At 62.5% G+C, this 23084-nt stretch carries 17 protein-coding genes; 11 read left to right on the plus strand and 6 right to left on the minus strand.

Going from position 1 to position 23084, the window contains the following annotated elements:
• Positions 1-251: 251 nt before the first annotated feature.
• From V7787_RS13290 to V7787_RS13305, 4 genes are all read left to right on the plus strand, one after another.
• Positions 252-1076 (plus strand): AraC family transcriptional regulator, encoded by an 825-nt coding sequence (locus V7787_RS13290; protein ID WP_177429881.1) that lies wholly within the window; start codon positions 252-254, stop codon positions 1074-1076.
• A gap of 64 nt (positions 1077-1140) precedes the next feature.
• On the plus strand, positions 1141-2547 hold the full coding sequence (locus V7787_RS13295; protein ID WP_064492381.1) for an NAD(P)/FAD-dependent oxidoreductase: 1407 nt from the start codon (positions 1141-1143) through the stop codon (positions 2545-2547).
• A gap of 33 nt (positions 2548-2580) precedes the next feature.
• Positions 2581-2922, plus strand: a complete 342-nt coding sequence (locus tag V7787_RS13300; protein WP_014589771.1) for a cupin domain-containing protein — start codon at positions 2581-2583, stop codon at positions 2920-2922.
• 52 nt (positions 2923-2974) lie between these two features.
• Positions 2975-4054 (plus strand): polyamine ABC transporter substrate-binding protein, encoded by a 1080-nt coding sequence (locus V7787_RS13305; protein ID WP_028697402.1) that lies wholly within the window; start codon positions 2975-2977, stop codon positions 4052-4054.
• A 131-nt stretch (positions 4055-4185) separates the two neighbouring features.
• Here the strand turns inward: V7787_RS13305 and V7787_RS13310 are convergent, their stop codons facing one another.
• Positions 4186-5769, minus strand: coding sequence for a peptide chain release factor 3 (locus V7787_RS13310; RefSeq protein WP_003248481.1), 1584 nt, complete (start codon positions 5767-5769; stop codon positions 4186-4188).
• Positions 5770-6326: 557 nt separating this feature from the next.
• On the opposite strand from V7787_RS13310, the gene V7787_RS13315 reads away from it, so the two are divergent.
• The 4 genes from V7787_RS13315 to V7787_RS13330 are packed head-to-tail and all read left to right on the plus strand — an operon-like array spanning position 6327 to position 9769.
• On the plus strand, positions 6327-7040 hold the full coding sequence (locus tag V7787_RS13315; protein WP_003248483.1) for an ABC transporter permease: 714 nt from the start codon (positions 6327-6329) through the stop codon (positions 7038-7040).
• A 13-nt stretch (positions 7041-7053) separates the two neighbouring features.
• Positions 7054-7965: a glycine betaine ABC transporter substrate-binding protein gene (locus V7787_RS13320; protein ID WP_064492380.1), complete on the plus strand. Its 912-nt coding sequence runs from the start codon at positions 7054-7056 to the stop codon at positions 7963-7965.
• On the plus strand, positions 7962-8615 hold the full coding sequence (locus V7787_RS13325) for an ABC transporter permease (RefSeq protein WP_003248487.1): 654 nt from the start codon (positions 7962-7964) through the stop codon (positions 8613-8615). The genes V7787_RS13320 and V7787_RS13325 overlap by 4 nt, the downstream gene beginning before the upstream one ends.
• A complete protein-coding gene (locus tag V7787_RS13330; RefSeq protein ID WP_064492379.1) occupies positions 8612-9769 on the plus strand; it encodes an osmoprotectant ABC transporter ATP-binding protein OsmV in 1158 nt (385 codons plus the stop codon). The genes V7787_RS13325 and V7787_RS13330 overlap by 4 nt, the downstream gene beginning before the upstream one ends.
• A gap of 389 nt (positions 9770-10158) precedes the next feature.
• Here the strand turns inward: V7787_RS13330 and V7787_RS13335 are convergent, their stop codons facing one another.
• The 3 genes from V7787_RS13335 to V7787_RS13345 all read right to left on the minus strand — a co-directional run bounded on the left by V7787_RS13335 (position 10159) and on the right by V7787_RS13345 (position 14165).
• Complete coding sequence (locus V7787_RS13335; protein WP_336088539.1) at positions 10159-12588, minus strand: TonB-dependent siderophore receptor; 2430 nt, start codon at positions 12586-12588, stop codon at positions 10159-10161.
• 108 nt (positions 12589-12696) lie between these two features.
• A complete protein-coding gene (locus tag V7787_RS13340; RefSeq protein WP_064492417.1) occupies positions 12697-13659 on the minus strand; it encodes a FecR family protein in 963 nt (320 codons plus the stop codon).
• 20 nt (positions 13660-13679) lie between these two features.
• Positions 13680-14165: an RNA polymerase sigma factor gene (locus V7787_RS13345; protein ID WP_064492377.1), complete on the minus strand. Its 486-nt coding sequence runs from the start codon at positions 14163-14165 to the stop codon at positions 13680-13682.
• 507 nt (positions 14166-14672) lie between these two features.
• On the opposite strand from V7787_RS13345, the gene V7787_RS13350 reads away from it, so the two are divergent.
• Positions 14673-15836 (plus strand): type III PLP-dependent enzyme, encoded by a 1164-nt coding sequence (locus tag V7787_RS13350; protein ID WP_003248498.1) that lies wholly within the window; start codon positions 14673-14675, stop codon positions 15834-15836.
• 317 nt (positions 15837-16153) lie between these two features.
• Here the strand turns inward: V7787_RS13350 and V7787_RS13355 are convergent, their stop codons facing one another.
• On the minus strand, positions 16154-16903 hold the full coding sequence (locus V7787_RS13355) for a tetratricopeptide repeat protein (RefSeq protein WP_198748028.1): 750 nt from the start codon (positions 16901-16903) through the stop codon (positions 16154-16156).
• A 3-nt stretch (positions 16904-16906) separates the two neighbouring features.
• Positions 16907-17587 (minus strand): Fe2+-dependent dioxygenase, encoded by a 681-nt coding sequence (locus tag V7787_RS13360; RefSeq protein ID WP_003248502.1) that lies wholly within the window; start codon positions 17585-17587, stop codon positions 16907-16909.
• A gap of 221 nt (positions 17588-17808) precedes the next feature.
• Here V7787_RS13360 and V7787_RS13365 point away from each other — a divergent pair, with 221 nt between their 5' ends.
• Both V7787_RS13365 and V7787_RS13370 read left to right on the plus strand, forming a co-directional pair.
• On the plus strand, positions 17809-20100 hold the full coding sequence (locus V7787_RS13365) for a TonB-dependent siderophore receptor (protein ID WP_198748027.1): 2292 nt from the start codon (positions 17809-17811) through the stop codon (positions 20098-20100).
• Positions 20101-20328: 228 nt separating this feature from the next.
• Positions 20329-22881 (plus strand): PepSY domain-containing protein, encoded by a 2553-nt coding sequence (locus V7787_RS13370; protein ID WP_198748026.1) that lies wholly within the window; start codon positions 20329-20331, stop codon positions 22879-22881.
• The last annotated feature ends 203 nt before the right edge of the window (positions 22882-23084 follow it).

A 23084-nucleotide genomic window follows, 5' to 3' on the forward strand; every position in this document is an offset into this window, starting at 1 on the left:
AAAGCGGCCCCTAAAATCTCAATGCATAAAGAACCAGATCAGAATAATCACCGGAATCGGCACCCCAATCATCCAAAGCAGTATCGAGCGCATGGCCTTTCTCCTTGTTCGATGGTGACAAGAAAGGTGCAGCCGCCATGCCAGTTGTATCAAAAAACTACATTCATAAGAATCAAAGGCTTACCCTCCAAGCCGCCTGAGCAAACCGTGCAATATGCAGGATCCACGCCCTTGCACCTGGGTGTTCTGCAATGCACTATCCTCCCATGATCGCCACCACCCTCCCCGACGGCCCCGAGCAAACGCCGCTTACCGCCGAAATCGTGCTGCGCTACCACCTCTGCTGGAAGCACCGCGACCTCGACGGTGTCATGGCGCTCTACCACCCCGATATCCAGTACCACGACTTCTTCCAGAACCGCGTGCTCGGCCACCAGGAACTGCGCGACTACGTACGCGCTTGCCTGCCCCATGAAGCCGGCGAGGACATCGTCCACAGCGACCGCATTCGCGTCGATGGCTGCACCGCATTCATCCAGTATCAGGTCACGGTCCAGGGCGGCGACGGCCTGGTTGCGTTTCAGTCCAGCGAGGCGATCACCGTCAGGGACGGGCTGATCTGGCGGGTCAACGAATACGCCACGCTGGTCCGCCGGAACGGCACAGGCCCCGCCAACAGCGGCCCGCGCCCCGCCACCAGCCGCCTGGGCCTGTCGCCCCGGCAGTTGTCGACCATGGCCCAGGACCTGGAGCACTACTTCCAGCGTCAACGCCCCTACCTCGACCCGGAGCTCGACCTGCAACAGGTCGCCGACGCCAGCGGCTACAGCCGCAACCAGATTTCCTACCTGCTTAACCAGGTGCTGGGGCAAAGCTTCTACCGCTACGTCAACCAGGCACGCCTGCAGCACCTGATGGCCAGCCTCGGCGATGACAGCGTCGAGGCGACGATCGACGAGCTGGCCTTCAGTGCCGGCTTCAACTCGCTGTCGGCGTTCTACAAGTGCTTCCGTGAGCACACCGGGCTCACGCCCAAGGCCTACCTGAAGCAAATTTCCCTGCGTGCACGCACGTAGGACAGCTGCCCGCTGACACCACTACGATCGCCCACAGACCTTGACGGATGTGGAGCCGAACCCGATGCAACCCCTGCGCACGCTCAGCCTGTGGATGGACCAGCTCGACGAGCCGCTGTGCGCGCGCCCGGCACTGCGCAATGACCTCGACGTTGACGTGTGCATCATCGGTGCCGGCTATACCGGCCTTTGGACCGCGTACTACCTCAAGCGCCAGGCCCCCCAGCTGAACATTGCGGTGATCGAAGCCCAAATCGCTGGCTTCGGCGCCTCCGGCCGTAATGGGGGCTGGCTGATGGGCAACCTGCTCGGCGAAGACCGCCTGCTCGGTGCCCTCTCGCCGCAACAGCGCCGCGCCAGCATCGACCTGCTGCACGGCATCCCGGATGAAGTGCAGCGCGTGCTGCAAAGCGAAGGCATCGACTGCGACTACCGCAAAGGCGGCGTCCTTTATTGCGCGGCGCGCTACCCGGAGCAGGAACGCAGCCTGCGCGCCTACCTCGACGACTTGTATCGTCAAGGCATGACCGAGGACGACTACCGCTGGCTGAGCCCCGAGCAGTTGGGGAGCCAGCTGCGGGTCAGCAATGCGTTTGGAGCCATTTACAGCCCGCACACGGCGACCATCCAGCCAGCCAAGCTGGTACGCGGCCTTGCCCGGGCAGTGGAGGCGCTGGGCGTCTCGATCTACGAAAACACCCCGGCCATCGACTGGCAGCCGAGCGAGGTGCGTACCCCGCTGGCACAGATTCGCTGCCAGTGGATGGTACCTGCCGTGGAGGGTTACGCCGCCAGCCTGCCGCCACTGGGCAAACACCAATTGCCGGTACAGAGCCTGCTGGTGGCCACCGAGCCGCTGCCGGAGGCCACCTGGGAGCAGATTGGCCTGAGCCAGGGCCAAGCCTTCAGTGAAAGCAGCCGCCAGGTCACCTACGGCCAGCGCACCGCCGACAACCGCCTGGTCTTCGGTGCCCGCGGTGGCTACCGCTTCGGTGGGCGTCTGCGCGAAAACTTCAACCTCGACGAACACGAAGTCGAACTGCGCCGCTACCTGTTCGGCGAACTGTTCCCGCAGCTCAAACAGGTACGCATCACTCATACCTGGGGCGGCAACCTGGGCATGGCGCGACGCTTCCGCCCACACATGCTCTGCGACCGCCAGCGCGGCATCGCCCTTGCCGGCGGCTACGGCGGCGAAGGCGTGGGGGCTACCAACCTGGGTGGACGCACCCTGGCGGCGCTGATCCTCAACCAGCGCAACGAGCTGACGGCGCAACCCTGGGTGCTCGACAACCGCCCGCTATCGAGCCTGGCCAGCTGGCCTCCCGAGCCCTGCCGCTGGCTGGGCTACAACGCGATCATCCAGAGCTTCGTCCACGAGGACCGGACCCTCGCCAACCCCGCCAGCGCGCCGTGGAGGCGGCGCCTGGCCATCTCGGTTGCGGACTTCATGGAAGGCTTCATGCACTGACTTCCCTTTTCACTCGTACAGGATCCACCGGTCATGAGCATCACCCAGTTCAAGAACACCGAATTTGCCGTGCTCGACAGCTCCAACCCGGTCGCGGTACCGCTCGGCGAACCCGTGGCAGTCACGTCAGTCACCTGCGTGGAGCGCAGCGATGGCGTTGAAACCGGCATCTGGGAATGCACCCCAGGGCGCTGGCGGCGGCAGATCGTGCAACAGGAGTTCTGCCATTTCATCAAGGGCCGCTGCACGTTCACCCCCGACGGTGGCGAGCCCCTGGTCATAGAAGCCGGAGACGCATTGATGCTACCGGCCAACAGCACCGGCACCTGGGACATCCAGGAGACCGTGCGCAAGACCTACGTGCTTGTTTTCTGATCCGCTGATCGCCTGCCTTCGATAACAACAGACAAAGCAAGGTAAACCCGACATGCGCACCTTCCTCCTCGCCCCCCTGATGCTGGCCGCCAGCGTGGCCAGCGCCGCTGAAACGGTGAAGATCTACAACTGGTCCAGCTACGTGGCTCCCGACACGTTGAAGAACTTCCAGCAAGCCAGCGGCATCGTGCCGACCTATGACGTGTACGACAGCAATGAAACCCTCGATGGCAAGTTGATGACCGGCAATTCCGGCTACGATGTGGTGTTCCCCTCCAACCACTTCATGGCCCGGCAGATCCAGGGCAAGGCCTTGAAGCGCCTGGACAAGTCGCAGCTGCCTAACTGGCACAACCTCAACCCGGTGCTGCTCAAGGCGCTGGAGGTCAACGACCCAGGCAATCAATACGGTTTCCCGTACCTGTGGGGCAGTACCGGTATTGGCTACAACATCGACAAGGTCAAAGCAGTGCTCGGCGACAACGCGCCCGTGGACTCCTGGGACCTGATCTTCAAGCCCGAGTACATGAGCAAGCTGAAAAGCTGTGGCGTCGCGGTGCTGGACAATGGCCCCGAACTGCTGCCGATCGCCCTGCACTACCTGGGCTTGCCCCATCACAGCCAAGACCCCAAGGACTACGAGAAGGCCAAGGAGCTGCTGATGAAGGTGCGGCCGTACATCAGCTATTTCCACTCGTCCAAGTACACGGGCGACCTGGCCAACGGCGATATCTGCGTGGTGGTGGGGTTCTCAGGGGATGTGCTGCAGGCGAAGAACCGCGCCGACGAGGCGAACAATGGCGTGAAGGTGGGCTATTCGATACCCAAGGAGGGTGCGCCGATGTGGTTCGACATGGTCGCGATGCCCGTCGATGCGCCGGATGAAAAGGCCGGATATGCCTACATGAACTACCTGCTGCAGCCGGAAGTGATGGCCAACATCAGCAACCATGTGCAATACGCAAACGGCAACCTCAAGGCAGACGGCCTGGTAGACCCGGCGATGAAGGGCAATACGATGATTTACCCGAGCGACGAGGTAATGGGCAAGCTGTATGCGCTGGAGGCGATGCCGGCGAAGATCGACCGTATTCGTACGCGAATCTGGACCAGTATCAAAGCCGGGAACTGAAATGGGGCCGCCTAGCGGCCCTTCGCGGGCACGCCCGCTCCCACAGGTATCCCATGACCTCCTGGTTTGGTGATTCCCTGTGGGAGCGGGCGTGCCCGCGAAAGGCTGCAAAGCAGCCCCGATTTCAGGCCTTAATGGTGCTCGCGGGTAGCGCGGAACTTGATGTCCGGCCAGCGCTCTTCCATCAGCGCCAGGTTGACCCGGGTCGGCGCCAGGTAGGTCAGGTGACCGCCGCCGTCGATGGCCAGGTTTTCCATGGCCTTGGTCTGGAATTCCTCGAGCTTCTTCTTGTCATCGCAGCTGATCCAGCGCGCCGACCAGACAGTGATGGGCTCGTAGGCGCACTCGACCTTGTACTCTTCCTTCAGGCGGCTGGCGACCACGTCAAACTGCAGCACACCGACCGCACCCAGGATGATGTCGTTGCTGCGCTCAGGGAAGAACACCTGAGTAGCACCTTCTTCGGCCAGCTGCTGCAGGCCTTGTCGCAGTTGCTTGGATTTCAGCGGGTCTTTCAGGCGTACGCGGCGGAACAGCTCCGGTGCGAAGTGCGGGATACCGGTGAAGCCCAGCGCCTCGCCTTCGGTGAAGGTGTCGCCGATCTGGATGGTGCCGTGGTTGTGCAGGCCGATGATGTCACCGGCAAAGGCTTCTTCCAGCTGCTCACGCTCGGAGGAGAAGAACGTCAGCGCATCGCCGATACGCAGGTCTTTGTTCAGGCGCACGTGGCGCATTTTCATGCCTTTCTCGTACTTGCCCGAGCAGATGCGCATGAAGGCGATACGGTCTCGGTGTTTCGGGTCCATGTTCGCCTGGATCTTGAACACGAAGCCGGTGAACTTTTCTTCCACAGGCTCCACGGTGCGCTCGTGGGCCACACGGCCAAGCGGACGCGGCGCCCAGTCGACCACGGCGTCGAGCACGTGGTCGACACCGAAGTTGCCCAGTGCAGTACCGAAGAACACAGGGGTCAGCTGACCGTTGATGAACTCTTCCTGGTTGAACTCGTGGCAAGCGCCCTGCACCAGCTCCAGTTGCTCGACGAACGAATCGTACTGGTCGCCCAGGTGCGCGCGGGCTTCGTCCGAGTCCAGCTTCTGGATGATCTTGGCTTCGGTGCGCTCGTGGCCATGGCCCGGGGTGTACACCACGATGTAGTCACCGGTCAGGTGGTACACGCCCTTGAAGTCGCGGTAGCAACCGATCGGCCAGGTGATTGGCGCGGCCTTGATCTTCAAAACGGCTTCGATCTCGTCGAGCAGTTCGATCGGGTCGCGGATGTCTCGGTCGAGTTTGTTGATGAAGCTGACGATTGGCGTGTCGCGCAGGCGGCACACGTCCATCAGGGCGATGGTACGCGGCTCAACGCCTTTACCGCCGTCGAGCACCATCAGCGCCGAGTCCACCGCGGTCAGGGTGCGGTAGGTGTCTTCCGAGAAGTCTTCGTGGCCGGGGGTGTCGAGCAGGTTGATCATGTGCTCACGGTACGGGAACTGCATCACCGAGGTGGTGATGGAGATGCCGCGCTGCTTCTCCATTTCCATCCAGTCGGAGGTGGCATGGCGGTCGGACTTGCGCGACTTCACGGTACCGGCGACGGCAATGGCCTTGCCCATCAGCAGCAGCTTCTCGGTGATGGTGGTCTTACCGGCGTCGGGGTGGGAAATGATTGCGAAAGTGCGGCGCTTCGCGACTTCGGCGGCCTGGTTGGTCATGGGAAATCGCCTGACTGGGGGATTTGAAAGGGGCAGTATCATACCTGAAGTTGGGCCTGGGCCAAAATCTGCCGAATGAATGGCGCCTGTGCCGGCCTCGTCGCGGGTAAACCCGCGCCTACAGGTACGACACAGGATCCGGATGCGGTGCAGTCTTCGTAGGAGCGGGTTTACCCGCGAAGACGCCAGCACAGACAAAACAAACCCAACAGGCAATCGCTTTATCACGACAAATAACCAAAACGCAGTTATTTCAACGCCTGCAGCACATCAAGTCGCTGTTTTTTCTCGCCCAAAAACCCGCAACCCAGCGATTAACGCTGGCCAAATGCCGTCCCAGATGGGAACCTTTACGCCCACGGAGACGTCCACTCCCCTGCAAACCGCTTCGGTTGGGGACTGGTTTCATCAGCATTTTCGGGCCCGACGGGGTTCGGCTCATGGCCTGATCGCAGCCCTCGGTTTGCATCACGCTGCTACTCGCGAACACACCACCCGCCGCCAGGACTGGCCGGCAACCAAGAAGTGTGCTCGCCGACTACACAAGGAGTCCACCTGTGGCTAAACGCTACGGAAAGGGGCTGTTGGGATGGGCCGCCGTGCTCGTCATCCTGGCCCTGCTGGTCCACTGGATCGGCATCGACACGATCGCGCGTTATCGCGACGATCTTGGGTTCTACCTGCAAGCGCACCTGGTACTGGTGCTGGCTTCGATGGCGGCGGCGCTGGCCGTGGGCATCCCCGCCGGCATTGCGTTAAGTCGACCGCACCGGGTCGACAAAGCCGAGCGCTTCATGCAGTTCTTCAACGTTGGCAACACCATCCCCCCTCTGGCCGTTCTGGCCATCGCCCTGAGTATCCTGGGCATCGGCGCCGGGCCTGCGATCTTCGCACTGTTCCTCGCGTCCCTCCTGCCCATCGTGCGCAACACCTACGAAGGCCTGAAAAACGTCCCCGCATCGCTCAAGGAAGCCGCTACCGGCATTGGCATGACCCCGCGCCAGCAACTCTGGCAGGTGGAACTGCCCAACGCCGTGCCGATCATCGTCGGCGGCGTACGCGTGGCCCTGGCGTTGAACGTGGGCACCGCACCGCTGGCATTCCTGATCGGCGCCAACAGCCTGGGCAGCCTGATTTTCCCCGGCATCGCCCTGAACAATCAGCCGCAGCTGCTGCTGGGGGCCGCCTGCACCGCGCTGCTGGCACTGGTGCTGGATGCGGCGGTGAGTTTCTCCAGCAGGCGCTGGCTGGAACGTGGCCTGGCCCAATAAGGATAGGAAACGCATGAAGAAGAGAATCGCCTTGCTGCTGGGCGCGGCCCTGCTGTTCGCAGGATTTGCCCAGGCAGCGGAAAAACCGCTGATCCGCATCGGCGCGCGGGTGTTCACCGAACAGACCGTGCTCGCCGAAATCACCGCGCAGTACCTGCGCGCCAATGGCTTCGATGTGCGTGTCATCGGCGGGCTTGGCAGCAGCCTCGCACGTCAGGCCCAGGAAACCGGCCAGCTCGACCTGATGTGGGAATACACCGGGGTGTCGCTGGTGTCCTACAACCACATCGATGAGCGTATGCCCAGCGCCGAGGCCACCTACGCCAAGGTCAAGGAGCTGGATGCCAAAAAAGACCTGATCTGGCTGACCCCGTCGAAATTCAGCAACACCTATGCCCTCGGCTTGCCAAAGCAGGTCGCGGAGGCCTACCCGCAGATCAACTCGATCAGCGACCTTAACCAGGTGCTGCGCGACGAGCGCAAGCGTAATCACCTGGTGGCCCTGGACACCGAGTTCGCCAACCGCCCCGACGGCCTGGTCGGGCTCAAGGAAATGTACGACCTGAAGGTCGGCCGCGCCAACATCCGCCAGATGGACGCGGGCCTGGTCTACACGGCCATGCACAACAACCAGGTGTTCGCAGGCCTGGTCTACACCACCGACGGTCGCCTGAGCGCGTTCAACCTCAAGCTGCTCGAAGACGACAAGCACTACTTCCCCGACTACACCGCCGCCCCGGTGGTGCGCAAGGCCGTGCTCGACGCCAACCCGCAACTGGTCGCCCTGCTCAAGCCACTGGCCGAGCAGCTCGATGACGAGACCATGCGCCAGCTCAATGCCAAGGTCGACGTAGACCACCAGAACCCGACCGCTGTGGCCGCGGCATTCCTGCGAGAGCATCCCCTCAAGGAGGTACAGCCATGAGCCTGCTCGACACGTTCGCCCACCTCGACTGGGCCCAGGTGCTGCAACTGACCTGGCAGCACATCATGCTGGTTGGCATCGCCGTCGGCCTGGCGATCCTCGTTGGCGTGCCGCTGGGCATCCTGATGACCCGCTTCCCGGCAGTGGCCGGCCCGCTGCAGGCCAGCGCCACAGTGCTGCTGACCATCCCATCGATTGCGTTGTTCGGCCTGCTGCTGCCGTTCTACTCCAAGTTCGGCCAGGGGCTGGGCCCCTTGCCTGCGATCACTGCCGTGTTTCTTTATTCGCTGCTGCCAATCATGCGCAACACCTACCTGGCCCTGACCAATGTCGAGCCCGGTATCCGTGAAGCCGCGCGTGGCATTGGCATGACCTTCGGCCAGCGCCTGCGCATGGTCGAGCTGCCCATCGCCGTACCGGTGATCCTCGCCGGCGTTCGCACCGCCGTGGTGATGAACATCGGCGTCATGACCATTGCCGCCACCATCGGCGCCGGCGGCCTCGGCGTGCTGATTCTGACTTCCATCAGCCGCAGCGACATGTCGATGCTGCTGGTCGGCGCCGTACTGGTCAGCCTGCTGGCGATCATCGCCGACCTGCTGCTGCAAACCCTGCAACGTGCCCTGACTCCAGAAGGACTGCGCTCATGATCGAACTGAAGAACCTCAGCAAAACCTTCAACGTCAACGGCAAGGACGTCAAAGCCGTCGACTCGGTAAGCCTCACCGTCAATGAAGGGGAAATCTGCGTGTTCCTCGGCCCGTCGGGCTGCGGCAAGAGCACCACGCTGAAAATGATCAACCGCCTGATCACGCCCACCTCGGGCCAGGTGTTCATCAACGGCGAAGACACCACCGGCCTGGACGAAGTTACCCTGCGCCGGCACATCGGCTATGTGATCCAGCAGATCGGTCTGTTCCCCAACATGACCATCGAGGAGAACATTACCGTGGTCCCGCGCCTGCTTGGCTGGGACAAGCAGAAATGCCACGAGCGGGCTCGCGAGCTGATGCACATGATCAAGCTCGAACCCAAGCAGTACCTGCAACGCTACCCGCGCGAGCTATCTGGCGGCCAGCAACAGCGTATCGGCGTGATTCGCGCCCTGGCAGCAGATGCACCCGTGCTGTTGATGGATGAACCGTTCGGCGCGGTCGACCCGATCAACCGCGAGATGATCCAGAACGAGTTCTTCGAAATGCAGCGGGCGCTGAACAAGACGGTGATCATGGTCAGCCACGACATCGACGAAGCGATCAAACTGGGCGACAAGATTGCCATCTTCCGTGCCGGCAAGCTGTTGCAGCTGGATCACCCGGATACCCTACTGGCGCACCCGGCGGATGATTTCGTCAGCAACTTTGTGGGCCAGGACAGCACCCTCAAACGCCTGTTGCTGGTGCGTGCCGAGGATGCAGCGGACAACGCGCCGTCGGTGAGCCCGGAAACACCAGTGAGCGACGCACTGGAGCTGCTCGATGAGCACGACCGCCGCTACGTGGTGGTGACCGACGCGCAGAACAAGGCGCTGGGCTATGTGCGCCGACGTGACATGCACCGCCAGCAAGGGACGTGTGGCGATTTCCTGCGGCCGTTCAATGCCACGGCGTCGCACGATGAGCATTTGCGCATCCTGTTGTCGCGCATGTACGAGTTCAACCGCGCGTGGTTGCCAGTGTTGGATGCCGAGCAGGTGTTCTTGGGCGAGGTGACGCAGGAGTCGATTGCCGCGTACCTGAGCTCGGGGAGATCGCGGGGGGCGAAGAGCAGTATCGTTTCGCCGGCCGAGGCGGTGGTTTCGTAATCGCCGGGGGCGCTTTGCGCCCCTTCGCGGGTAAACCCGCTCCTACAACGGCCTGTGTTCAATCCCCGATGTATGTCCACAACCGATCAATGTGTAGGAGCGGGTTTACCCGCGAATACGGTGGTGGCGGCAACGGTGAACGACGGGTGAAGATTGGCCAGCAGTCCCGGCCCTTTCGCGGGTGAACCCGCTCCTACGACGGCCTGCGCCCAATCACCGATGTGTCCACCATCGATCAATGTGTAGGAGCGGGTTTACCCGCGAATACGGCAGCGGAGGCAACGGTGAACGACGGGTGAAGATTGGCCAGCAGGCCCGGCCCTTTCGCGGGTGAACCCGCTCCTACACCCGACCGCGAAGGGCCGCAAAGCGGCCCCGGCAATCTCCGATCAAAACCCAACACTGGCCTGCACGTAGAAGGTTCGCGGCTCACCCACGTAAAGGCCGGCATTGTTGTCACTGGAGCGGGTGAAGTACTGCTTGTCGAACAGGTTCTTCACCCCCGCCGCCAGCTTCAGGTTGGACCACTGCGGCCCGAACTCATAACCGCCACGGGCATGCCAGGTCACGTAGCCTGGAATATCGCCATACTGCCCGTCAGCACTCGGCTCGGTGATGTAGTCGCCATTGAAACTGCCATCGGCATTGATCCCGGTACCGGGTGCGCGCTGCCTGGATTGGGCATAGGCATCCAGGTTCCAGGTCCAGTGGTTGATCGCGTAACGCACCCCGGCAGTGGCCACCTGGCGTGAATAGAACGGCAGGTCACGGCCCTTGAACCCCGGGATATCCCCTTCATAGGTCGCGCGGGTATAGGTGTAGCCACCGCTCACCGACAGCCCGTCCAGGCGCGGGTCCAGCCCTGCCAGGTCATAACGCACCGAGGCCTCGATGCCCTGGTGCTTGGTCGCACCGAGGTTGGTCCAGCCCACGTCGTTGCTGATGTACTGCAGCTCATCATCGAAGTCGATGTAGAACGCCGTCAGCTCACCGGCAAAGCCGCCATTGTCATAACGGGTACCGATTTCGTAGGTCTTGGCTTTTTCCGGCTCCAGGCCATTGGCCGTACTGTTGCCAGAACCGCCCTGGCCCAGCTGGAAGTACTGCAGGCTACCGAACGAAGTCTCGTAGTTGGCGAATACCTTCCAGGCATCGGAAACGTGGTACATCACGCTGAGCGCCGGCAAAGGCTCGTTGCTGGTGATGCTGCGCTTTTTCTCGGCTACCGGGCGGTTGTTGGCGTCCAGTACCGGGCGGTCGCGCCAGTCGGTATTGATGTGCTCGAAGCGCACGCCAGGGGTAATGGTCCAGTTGCCCACGTCGATCTTGTCGTCGATGTAGTAGGCGCTGGCCTCGGTGCCGCCGCTGCGGTCCTGGAACACGTGGCCGTCGGAAGTCGGGGTCACCGTCGGTACGTTGTCGATCAGCGCCAGGCGAGTCGACTGTTCGCGCATCGCTTCCTTCAGGTAACGGTAACCGACACTGACTTCCTGGGTGGTTGGGCCGGCAAAGAAGATGCGCGACACACGGGGTTCAATGGCGAAGGTGTGGTAGTTGCGCGGGTACGACGACAACGTCTTCATGTCCCGCGAGGCTATTGTGCTGCCGCGGAAGCTGTCGGTGTAGTAGGTCAGCACTTCGAACTGGGTGGCATCGTCGAGCTGCCGCTGCCATTTGAACGACACATCCTTGCGCCGGCCCGCGAAGTAGTCGTAATCGCGCAGCGACTGGTACGGGTTGCTGTCGTATTGGGCCTGGGTCAAGCCACCCGGCATGTCGGCACGGCCATCGTAATAATGGAAGTTGAGCCAGAACTCATCGACATCGGTTGGCGCCCAATGCGTCTTGAGGATAACGTCGTCGATGTCGTTGCCGTTGTTGCTTTCACGGTAACCGTTGCCATTCACCCCGGTGTACAACAGCGCCACGCCCATGCCATTGTCGGCCGTGCCACCGACGAAGGCTGACTCGGTGTGTTTCCAGCCACCGTGCTGGGAGGTCTCCAGGGTGGTGGACAGCTCTGCCGAGGCCTTTTCCGGAATCGCCCGGGTTACAAAGTTGATCACGCCGCCCACGTTCTGCGGGCCATAGCGCACCGAGCCGGCACCGCGCACGACGTCGATGCTGTCGAGGTTGCCAGAGGAAATCGGTGCCATCGACAGCTGTGGCTGGCCATACGGCGCGAACGCGGCCGGGATGCCATCGATCAGTACCGTGGAGCGTGGTGACAGGCGCGAAGTAAGGCCGCGCACGCCCACGTTCAGCGACAGGTCGCTGCCACCGGTTCCGTTGGAGTCCTGCACTTGCACGCCGGGGATGCCGCGCAGCACGTCGCGCACGTTCATTGCGCCCTTCTCCACCATCGCCTCGCGGCGTACCACGGTGCGTGCCCCGGGGTGGTTCTGTACCACGCTCTGCTGGGCATCACCCAGCCAGTCACCGACCACCTTGATGTCGGTGGGTGCCAGCTCCAGGCTGCCGCTGCCCAGGTCAAGGGTAGTCGGCAGAGGCTTCACCACAACGGTGTCCCCGGACATCTCGTAGGTGAGCCCGCTGCCTTGCAACAGCTGTTGCAGCGCCTGCACCGGCGCCAGGTTGCCCGATACCGCCGGGGCCTGTTTGCCGGCGACCAGCTCGGGGCTGAAAAACAGCTGCAGGCTGGTCTGCTGGCCGAGCTGGTTCAGCGCCGAACCCAACGGCTGGGCCTGGATCTGGAGGGTATTGCCGGCCTCTGCGGCCTGGCTGTCAACGGCCACGGTGCTGACCGCCAGGGCCAGCGCCAGGGCGCGAAAGCGTGGGAAGGGTCTGTTGTTGTTCACGTCGTCGAAACATCCTGGAATGCGGAATAAACGCCAACCGCGTGCAAATGGAAATGCTTGGCAGTTGCAGCTGGCGAGGAAGACGAACGAGTGAAAAAAAACCTGAATCTAGTTGGCGATTATTTCGCTGGAGCCGTCTTCATGGGCCTTGATGGCCACCGGCAGGATGCTCGGCAAAGCCCGCAGCAGAGCGTCTGTATCGTTGGTACTGAAGGTGCCGGACAGGCGCAGCCGCGCGACTTTCCCAGGGGCGACCCGCAATGGCTGGCTACGGTAGCGCAAGGTTTCGGCCACTACTTCGGTGAGGGTTGCGTTGTCGAACACCAGCTTGCCCTGTCGCCATGCGGTCATGGCGCCGGTGTTGACCGCATAGGGTGCGGCGACCAGGCCCTGTGCATCTATATGCGACCCCTGCCCGGCCGTCAGTTGCGCCAGCGAGGCGCCCTTACCCTGCACCCGCACCGACCCCTGTTCCACCGCCACACGGGTGCTGGCTGGGTCCAGGCGGACGTCAAAGCGGGTACCTGTGACGATCACACTGCCCTGGGCAGTGTCGACCACAAACGGCCGGTTACTGTCATGGGCGACGCTGAACATCACTTCCCCGGCGTTCAGGCGCACGTGCCGCTGGCCGGCGCTGAACTCCACCTGCAACTGCGTGCTGCCATTGAGCTCCAGATGCGAGCCATCCGGCAGTTCGACCTGACGGCGCTCATTGAAGGCCGTCTGCAGGCTGCCCTGATGGTTCAGTTGCAGGTGGTGCCAGCCGGTCCAGCCCAGGCCCAGCGCCACTACCGCGACACTGGCGGCCAACGCCTGGCGCATGAAACGCCGTCGTGGCAGCTGCTGCACCGGGTCTGGCCGGCACAGCGCCTCCAGGTGCTGGCGTGGAATGAAGTCGGCGGCCTGCCACACGCGGCAGAGATGCTCATATTCTTCCCGGTGATGCTCGTCGCTCGCCAACCAGGCACGCAACTGCTTGTGCAGCCCGGCATCCCGAGGTGCATCCTGCACGCGGGCGAACCATGCGGCCGCCTGCTCGCGGACGGCATCGGTACCGTGCTGTTTCATCGAAAAGGCCTCCTGACTCTTCATGCCGACACATCCAGGTGCTCACGCAGGTGCCGGAGCGTGCGGATCATATACTTTTCGACCATGTTCTTGCTCAAACCCATGCGCTCGGCAATCTCGGCCTGGGTCAGGCCTTCGAGCTTCTGCCAGATGAACACCTGCCGGCAGTTGAGTGGCAGCTCGGCCAGGGCGCGCTCGACGCGGTCGGCCAGCTCCAGGGCATGCACGTAGGCTTCCGGGTCGCCACTGCCGGTTGCGCCTTCTTCGAAGGCTTCCCGCTCCAGCGCCTGGCGGCGGTCCTCGCGACGGAAGCCATCCACAGCGATGTTGCGCGCAGCCTGATGCAGGTAGGCGCGTGGCTGCTCAACCTGCTCGCGCGGGGTTTCCAGTACCCGGACAAAGGCATCGTGGGTGAGGTCCTCGGCCTGCTGACGACTGCGCAGCTTGCGCGTCCAGGTGCCGATCAGCTCATGGTAGTGGTCGAGGAAGCCTTTGTGTCCGGACACGGTCGGGGGTCATCAGGGAGGCAGATAAGGGTGCGAATAGTAATGTTTCTCATCAAAAGCAGCAAATCCGCCAGTCGGTAACAAAAAATTTATGGGCGATTTCCTGTACGGGGGTACCAGGAAAATGTGGCCATAAATATGAACACCTCCGGCCCTTTCGCGGGCAAGCCCGCTCCCACATGGAACGCGTATCCCCTGTAGGAGCGGGCTTGCCCGCGAAGGGCCCAACACGCTCCATTCCACAATTTTTTACGCTTGAAAGATCGCAGGGAACATCAGCCGGTCACACGAGTCGGTTATTCAAATGGCTGGTCGTCGATCCACGTCGATCACGCCCGGATTGCCTGTTGATTCTGCATTCTTCACGCCCTAAAGTGCGCGCCGAACGTCCATGCTGGAAACGATCCATCCGGCTCAAGTACTGAGTAGGCGAACCAAAGTGGGGATACGGAGGACGTTCAGTTTGCAGCCACTTAATCTTTCAGTTTGCCCATGGAGTCCCTGAGCATGTCGATCCAGGTCGAAGACTATTTCGCGCGTGAAACCTTCCAGAAAATGAAGGCGTTCGCTGACAAGCAGGAAACCCCGTTCGTACTCATCGACACCCAGATGATCAGCCAGGCGTACGACGACCTGCGCGCCGGTTTCGAATTCGCCAAGGTCTACTACGCGGTCAAGGCCAACCCGGCCGTTGAAATCATCGACCTGCTCAAAGAGAAAGGTTCGAGCTTCGACATCGCCTCGATCTACGAGCTGGACAAAGTGATGGGCCGCGGTGTCAGCGCCGACCGCATCAGCTACGGCAACACCATCAAGAAGTCCAAGGACATCCGCTACTTCTACGAGAAGGGCGTGCGCCTGTATGCCACCGACTCGGAAGCCGACCTGCGCAACATCGCCAAGGCCGCACCGGGCTCGAAAGTGTATGTGCGTATTCTGACTGAAGGCTCCACCACTGCCGACTGGCCACTGTCCCGCAAGTTCGGCTGCCAGACCGACATGGCCATGGACCTGCTGATCCTCGCCCGCGACCTGGGCCTGGTGCCTTATGGCATCTCCTTCCACGTGGGCTCGCAGCAACGCGACATCAGCGTGTGGGACGCCGCCATCGCTAAGGTCAAGGTAATCTTCGAACGTCTGAAAGAAGAAGACGGCATCGAACTGAAGCTGATCAACATGGGTGGTGGCTTCCCGGCCAACTACATCACCCGTACCAACAGCCTGGAAACCTACGCCGAAGAAATCATCCGCTTCCTCAAGGAAGACTTCGGTGACGAACTGCCGGAAATCATCCTCGAGCCCGGCCGTTCGCTGATCGCCAACGCCGGCATCCTGGTCAGCGAAGTGGTGCTGGTCGCACGCAAGTCGCGTACCGCCGTCGAGCGCTGGATCTACACCGACGTGGGCAAGTTCTCCGGCCTGATCGAAACCATGGACGAAGCCATCAAGTTCCCGATCTGGACCGAGAAGAAAGGCGAAGCCGAAGAAGTGGTCATCGCCGGCCCGACCTGCGACAGCGCCGACATCATGTACGAGAACTACAAGTACGGGCTGCCGCTGAACCTGGCCATCGGTGACCGCCTGTACTGGCTGTCGACCGGCGCCTACACCACCAGCTACAGCGCAGTGGAATTCAACGGTTTCCCGCCGCTGAAGGCTTACTACCTGTAATGCACAACGGGGCCGAAAGGCCCCGTTTTCATTTGTGTGCTGTCGATGCTGGCCTCTTTGCGGGTAAACCGTACAACGCCCTGCGCCCAACCACCGATCCGTGTGTAGGAGCGGGTTTACCCGCGAATACGATGGCGGCGGCAACGGTGAACGGCGGGTGGAGATTGGCCAGCAGGCCCGGCCCTTTCGCGGGTGAACCCGCTCCTACGACGGCCTGCGCCCAACCACCGATGCGTGTGTAGGAGCGGGTTTACCCGCGAATACGGCGGCGGTGGCAACGGTGAACGGCCAGTGGAAATTGGCCAGCACAGTCAACCTCACTCACCACGCCGTTCGATCTCCTCGGCATAGCGCCCGGCAAAGGTCATGAGCGCCGGCCCCGCCTCCTGCAAGGTCACCAGCGCCGCACGCAGGAAGTTCATGTTGCCCTCGATCCGCGCCCGCTCCAGCCAAGGCGCGGCCTCAGCCACCTGCCCACGCTCGACCAGCACCAGCGCCAGGCTGAACATCCCACGAAAATCCCCCGCCTCGGCCGAACGCCGATACCAGCGCACCGCCCGCGCCGGGCTGGGCGCCGTGGCAATGCCCTGCTCCAGGTAACGCCCATACAGGTTCATCGACTTGGCATGCCCCAGCTGCGCAGCCTTCTCGTAGCACATCAGTGCCTGCGCCTGATTGGCCGGCACCCCACGCCCGGTCGCCAGAAGGTTGCCCAGGTTATACAGGCCCCAGTCCAACCCGGAGTCGGCCGCACGGGCGTAGTGAACGGCCGCCTGCACCAAACTCACCTCGCCGCCCCAGCCATGCTCCAGGCAACGCCCGAGCATGTTGTGCGCCATGGCACTGCCACTCTGTGCAGCGATACCGAACCAACGCCGGGCAACCGTGGCATCCTGCTGGATGCCACGCCCATCCAGCAGGATCTGCCCCAGCAGCAACTGCGCCTCGACCACGCCCTGCCCCGCTGCCGCCAGAATCGCCTGGGCGGCCTTGCCGGGGGTTTCCTCGAGCATGGCCTGCAAGCCGGCCACATCCACCACTTCCTCACGTCGCAGCAGGTAGGACACGGCTCAGACCTCAGCCCAGCGGCGCAGCAAATTATGGTAGGTGCCCGTCAGCTGCAACAGCGAAGGATGGTCCGGCACATCGGCAGTCAGCTGCTGGATTGCATTGTCCATCTCGAACAGCAGCGCCCGCTGGCTGTCATCGCGCACCAGGCTCTGGGTCCAGAAGAATGCGGCATAGCGTTGGCCACGGGTCACCGGGTTGACCTTGTGCAGGCTTGTGCCGGGGTACAGCACCATGTCACCGGCGGCCAGCTTGATCTGCTGCACGCCATAGGTGTCCTGGATCACCAGCTCACCGCCGTCGTAGCTTTCCGGGTCGCTGAGGAACAGCGTGGAAGACAGGTCGGTACGCACCCGCTCCGGGCTGCCCTTGGGCTGGCGCAGGGCATTGTCGATGTGGAAACCAAAGTTGCCGCCATCGCGGTAGCAGTTGATCAGCGGCGGGAACACCTTGTGCGGCAAGGCTGCCGACATGAAGCGCGGGGTCTTCCACAGGCGGTCGATCAGCGCAGTGCCGATTTCCTTGGCCAGTGCATGGCCTTCCGGCAGCTGCAGGTTGTGCTTGGCCTTGGCCGACTGATAACCCGCCGTAACCTTGCCATCGGCCCAGTCGGCCCGCTCCAGCGCCTCGCGGATACGGGCCAGTTCATCAGCGTCGAACAGGCCTGGGATGTGAAGCAGCATGGCAACAGCACCGTTAGTAAATGTAAAGGCGCAATGATATTGATTCCCTTTTGCGCTACACAAGCCCCATTCGCCGCTTAAGACGTTTCAGCGGCATGAAACCGTAAAGACAAATTGTAAAGATTGTAAATTCTTCACGAATGGTAACGACTCTCAATTGTTAGTCAAAATTGCTTACATTAAGATCCACCGCCTCAATACCTTGGGGAAGGTTCTTTGCAATGCGCCAGTACGTACCATCTGCTGTGAGTTCGCCACGCCTGATCGTGTCTGCCATCGGTGTCGCCCTGAGTGCCTCGTCGGTCTATGCCGCCGATCCGGCCGCCAACAGCGCCATCACCCTCGATGCCACCAGCGTCAACGGCAAGGCTGAACAAGCCAGCACCGATTACAAGGTGGAGAAGGCCGCCTCGCAGAAGTACACCGCGCCGCTGGTAGACACCCCGCGCTCGGTAACCGTTATCCCGCAGCAAGTGATCAAGGACACCAACGCCCTGACCCTGCAGGATGCCCTGCGCACCGTGCCCGGCATTACTTTCGGCGCTGGCGAAGGCGGCAACCCGCAAGGTGACCGCCCGTTCATCCGCGGCTTCGACGCCCAGGGCGATACTTACCTGGACGGCGTGCGTGACACTGGCGCCCAAACCCGCGAAATCTTCGCCATCGAATCTGTTGAAGTGGCCAAGGGGCCGAACTCGGCCATCGGTGGCCGCGGCGCGGCCGGCGGTACCATCAATCTGGTAAGCAAGCGCGCGCATCTGGGCAACTCGCTGGACGGTGCCTGGACCTGGGGCAGCGACCAGACCCAGCGCTACACCTTCGATGGCAACTACCAGTTCAGCGATACCGTTGCCGGCCGCCTGAACCTGATGACCCACGAAAGCAACGTCGCCGGCCGCGACAAGGTCAACTACGACCGCTGGGGTATCGCCCCGTCGCTGGCCTTTGGCCTGGGCACGCCGACCCGCGTCAACCTCGACTACTACCACCTGGAAAGCGACGACCTGCCGGATTCGGGCATCCCTTACACCATCCCGACCAACGGCAGCGCCGGGCGCACCTCGGCACACCCGAGCAAGCCGAATGATGGCGGCGACAGTGACAACTTCTACGGCCTGACCGGCCGCGACTTCCGCAAGACCCGAGTGGATATCGCAACCTTCGCCGTCGAGCACGACCTGACCGACTCGCTGACCATCAAGAACACCCTGCGTCACGGCAACAGCATGCAGGACTACATCCTGACCCAGCCCGACGACAGCAAGGGCAACGTCAACAACGGCAGTGTCTGGCGCCGCGCCAACACCCGTGTCGGCAACACCGCCACTACCACCAACCAGACCGATCTGTTCGGCGAGTTCTACGTTGGCGGCATGAAAAACAGCTTCTCGACCGGTATCGAACTGAGCCGTGAAGAGAGCGAGCGCTCAAGCTACACCGTCGACACCGACACCGTGCCAGGCGGGTCTGCCAACAGCAACTGCACCCCAGGCATGATCGGCGCCACCAGTGGCTACAACTGCACCTCGCTGAGTAACCCGAACCCGGATGATCCGTGGAACGGTGCCATCTCGCGCAACTATGCCGGCACCACCACCAACAGCAAGACCCGTGCAATCTACGTGTTCGACACCCTGGAGCTTACCCCGGAGTGGCTGGTCAACATGGGCCTGCGCTACGACCACTTTGACACCGACTACAAGACCTACAACGCCGCTGGCACCACCACCGCCAAAGGCAAAGATGTCAGCGAGTTCGTCACCGGCCAGCTGGGCCTGGTGTGGAAGCCGGCCGAAAACGGCAGCATCTACGTGTCCTATGCCACCTCCGCCACGCCACCTGGCGCCATGCTTGGCGAAGGTACCGAAGGCAACCCGCTGGGCGGCACGCCAGACCGTAACGGCAACCTGCTGGGCAGCGACATGGAGCCGGAAGAAACCACCAACTACGAGATTGGTACCAAGTGGGACCTGCTTGACCAACGTCTGTCGCTGACTGCCGCGCTGTTCCGCACCGAGAAGGAAAACGCCCGGGTCCAGGTCAACACCAATACCTACGAGAACATTGGCGAGACCCGGGTTCAAGGTATCGAACTGTCGGCCAGCGGCAAGCTGACCGACAAGTGGCAGGTATTCGCCGGCTACACCTACATGCAGGCTCGCCAGATCGACGGCGGCCCGGTGGGCAAGGCCAACGACGGCAACCAGCTGCCGAACACGCCGAACAACAGCGCCAGCCTGTGGACCACCTACTCGATCACGCCAAAGCTGACCGTGGGCGGTGGTGCGTTCTACGTGGATGACGTGTACGGCAGCGTGGCCAACACCACCATGGTCGACAGCTACGTACGCTACGACGCCATGGCCGCCTACAAGCTGACCAAGAACGTCGACCTGCAACTGAACGTGCAGAACCTGACCAACGAGGTGTACTACGACAAGGCCTTCTCTACCCACTTCGCCAACCAGGCGGCCGGGCGGACGGCGCTGCTGACCACCAGCGTGCACTTCTGACGTCAGGGTTGGGTTGATCTGTTGAAGGGCTGCGCCTGTGCCGGCCCTTTCGCGGCTAAAGCCGCTCCTGCGTTGCCGGTGCAGGAGCGGCTTTAGCCGCGAAGAGGCCCGCACAGACAACACGAAAAGCAGCCCTCCCGGCCCCGTTCATTCCCGTGAGCGGGGCTTTTGCGTATCAAGGCATAATGCACGCCGCGCTGGTCGCGGTAGCAACTCAAGGTGAGAAACGTGGTGAAGAAGACGCTGTTCCAATTGCACTGGTTCTTTGGCATCACCGCTGGCCTGGTGCTGGCCTTGATGGGCATTACCGGGGCGCTGTACTCGTTCCAGGAAGAACTGCTGCGCGCATTCAATGCCGATGTACTCAAGGTGGAAGTACGCGCCGAAGGCGTGCTGCCGCCGGCCGAGTTGGTTAAGCGGGTCGAAGCCCAGCAACAGGACAAGGTGTCGATGCTGTGGGTCGACGTGCGCGAAGGCAACGCTGCACGGATCTTCTTCATGCCCGCACCGGGCGAACGCCGTGGCGAGCTGCGCTATGCCGACCCGTACACCGGCGAACTCAAGGGCGAAGCGGCCGGGCAAGGCTTCTTCAACCTCATGCTCAAGCTGCACCGCTTCCTCGCCATGGGCGATACTGGCCGGCAAATCACCGGGGCCTGCACCCTGATGCTGGTGTTCTTCTGCCTGTCCGGCCTTTACCTGCGCTGGCCGCGCAAAGCGCTGGACTGGCGTACCTGGCTGACCTTCGACTGGGCCAAGAAAGGCCGCGCCTTCAACTGGGACCTGCACGCCGTTGCCGGCACCTGGTGCCTGCTGTTCTATCTTCTGTTCGCCCTGACCGGGCTGTTCTGGTCCTATGAGTGGTACCGTGAAGGCCTGAACAAGCTGCTGGCCGACGCGCCGGCTGCGGGCCAGCAGCAAAAACGGGGTGAAGGCCGTGGCCGGCACGGGCCGCAGAACGTCGACAGGAATGCGCCGCCGCTGGTGGTGGACTACGACGCCATCTGGGCCAACCTCAAGGACGCCGCGGGCCCAGGCCTGTCCACCTACAACCTGCGCCTGCCGCCCGCTGGTGGTCAGCCGGCCAACCTGTTCTACCTGCTCGACAACGCTGCGCACCCGCGTGCCTTCAATACCCTGGTGCTGGACCCGGCCACTGGCCAGGTTAAAAAGCACGACCGCTACACCGACAAGTCCTTCAAGGCGCAGCTACTGCAGAGTGTTTACGCCTTGCACGTCGGCGAATACTTCGGCTTGCCGGGGCGCATCATCGTCACCATTGCCAGTCTCACCATGCCGTTGTTCTTCGTCACCGGCTGGCTGCTGTACCTCGACCGCCGCCGCAAGAAACGTCAGGTGCGTGCAGCCCGTGGCAACGTCGCCAACAGCGGCAATGGCGAGGGCTGGCTGATCGGCTTTGCCAGCCAGAGTGGCTTTGCCGAACAGTTGGCCTGGCAGAGCGCCGAGCAGCTGCAGGCAGCTGGCCAGCCCGTTCAGGTGCGCGCCCTTGCCGAGCTGGGTGAAAACGACTTGCGCCAGGCCCATCGCGCGCTCTTCGTGGTGAGTACCTTCGGCGACGGCGAAGCGCCCGACAGCGCTCGCGCCTTCGAGCGCAAGGTGCTCGGCCAGCCTTGGGCACTCAACAACCTCAACTATGCCCTGCTTGCCCTCGGTGATCGTCAGTACCCGCACTTCTGCGGTTTCGCTCGTCGCCTCCAGGCGTGGCTGGGAGAGCGCGGTGCCAGCAGTGCATTCAGCCCGGTGGAAGTGGACAACGCCGACCAGGCCGCCCTGCAGCAATGGCAGCAGGAGCTGGCGCAACTGACCGGTGTCCAGCCGGTGGCCGCCTGGCAGCCGCCAACCTTTGCCAACTGGTCGCTGGTGCGCCGCGAACTGCTCAACCCCGGCAGCCAAGGCCAACCGGTGTACCTGCTTGGCCTGCTGGCTGCAGAGCCTGCAAGCTGGGAAGCCGGCGATCTGGTAGAGATACTGCCGCTGAATGGGCAGCCACGGATCGACGCGTTCCTCAAGGGCATGGCACTGGACGCCAGCAGCCAGGTGCAGGTGAATGGCCTGAGCGAAACCCTTGCCCAGGCACTCGCTGGCCGCCAACTGCCGACGCGCCGCGACCACCTGATCGGCTTGCAGCCACAAGCGCTGGTCGATGCACTGGCGCCAATCGGCAGCCGCGAATACTCCATCGCCTCGATCGCCAGCGATGGTGTGCTGGAGCTGATCGTGCGCCAGGAACGCCACCCAGACGGCAGCCTTGGCTTGGGCTCTGGCTGGCTGACCGAATACCTGCCAATGAATGGCACCCTGAGCCTGCGCCTGCGGCGTAACAGTGGCTTCCATCTGCCTGAGGCTACTGCGCCGATGATCCTGATCGGCAACGGTACTGGCCTGGCGGGCCTTCGCAGCCTGTTGCGCGCCAGGGTCAATGCCGGTGAGCAGCGCAACTGGCTGCTGTTCGGTGAGCGTAACCGGGCGCATGACTTGCTGTGTGGCGATGAGCTGCACGCTTGGCTGGACAACGGCGACCTGGCACGGCTGGACCTGGCGTTCTCACGCGATCAGGCTGAGAAGGTGTATGTGCAGGACGTGATGCTGGAGCAGGCCGAGGACTTCAAGCGCTGGGTGGCCGACGGGGCTTGCGTGTATGTCTGCGGCAGCCTGCAAGGCATGGCAGCGGGGGTGGATGCGGCGCTCAAAGGCATGCTGGGTGAAGCTGCTGTACAGCAGTTGATCGAGGATGGGCGGTATCGGCGGGATGTGTATTGATCGGTGTGTAGGAGCGGGTTTACCCGCGAATACGGTGGCGGCGGCAACGGTGAACGGCCGGTGGAAATTGGCCAGCAGGGCCGGCCTCTTCGCGGGTGAACCCGCTCCTACGGCGGCCTTTCCCCAACCACCGATACGTGTGTAGGAGCGGGTTTACCCGCGAATACGGTGGCGGTGGCAACGGTGAACGGCGGGTGGAAATT

The organism is Pseudomonas sp. CGJS7 (assembly GCF_036961695.1).